Genomic DNA, 577 nt, shown 5'->3' on the forward strand with positions numbered 1-577 from the left:
TGGCCGTGGACCGTGAGCAGGGGGACGGGCTGTGAGCATCGACGGGGTGCCGGTGAGCGGTGGCGGAGTGCCGGTGGGCGGCGGCTGGGTGCCGGTGCAGGGCGGCGGGGTTCCCGATCTGAAGGCGCAGGGCCTGGCTCTGGTCGCCAAGGGTCTGACCGAGGCGCTGGGTGAACTGAAGGAGCTGGGCATGGTCGGCATGGCCGGTGCCGGGCGTGGTTTCGGTGACCTCGCGCTGAACGGGCTGGACCTCGGGCACGAGGGGCTGACCGGGACGTTCGGCTCTTTCTGCGAGCGCNNGCGGGCACCCTCCACGAGACCGAGGAGTACGTCGAGGGCACCTTCAAGGTCGTCACCAACGCGGCCATCGGCAATCCGTACGCCTCCGAGGACGAGGTCACGCAGATGGGCTGGGGCGACATCGCCACCTCCGGCGTGTACGGCGGTGACGTCGACTACAGCAAGGCGTCCTTCGAGCAGGCGCTGGCGAACAGCGGGCAGGGCTGGAAGGACGCGGGCCGTGACGTGATGACCTCGCACACCGTCGGCCCTGTCGGTCTCAACCCGCAGAACCTGC

At 70.1% G+C, this 577-nt stretch carries 1 protein-coding gene; it reads right to left on the reverse strand.

Translation table 11 applies throughout. The annotated features are described in order from the left end of the window. Positions 1-259, reverse strand: a 259-nt coding sequence (locus tag BZL64_RS40715) for a hypothetical protein (RefSeq protein WP_208639604.1), incomplete at its 3' end; no start/stop codon positions are given. Positions 260-577: the final 318 nt, after the last annotated feature.

Source organism: Streptomyces bobili (genome assembly GCF_002154575.1).
GTDB classification, from domain to species: Bacteria; Actinomycetota; Actinomycetes; order Streptomycetales; family Streptomycetaceae; genus Streptomyces; species Streptomyces bobili.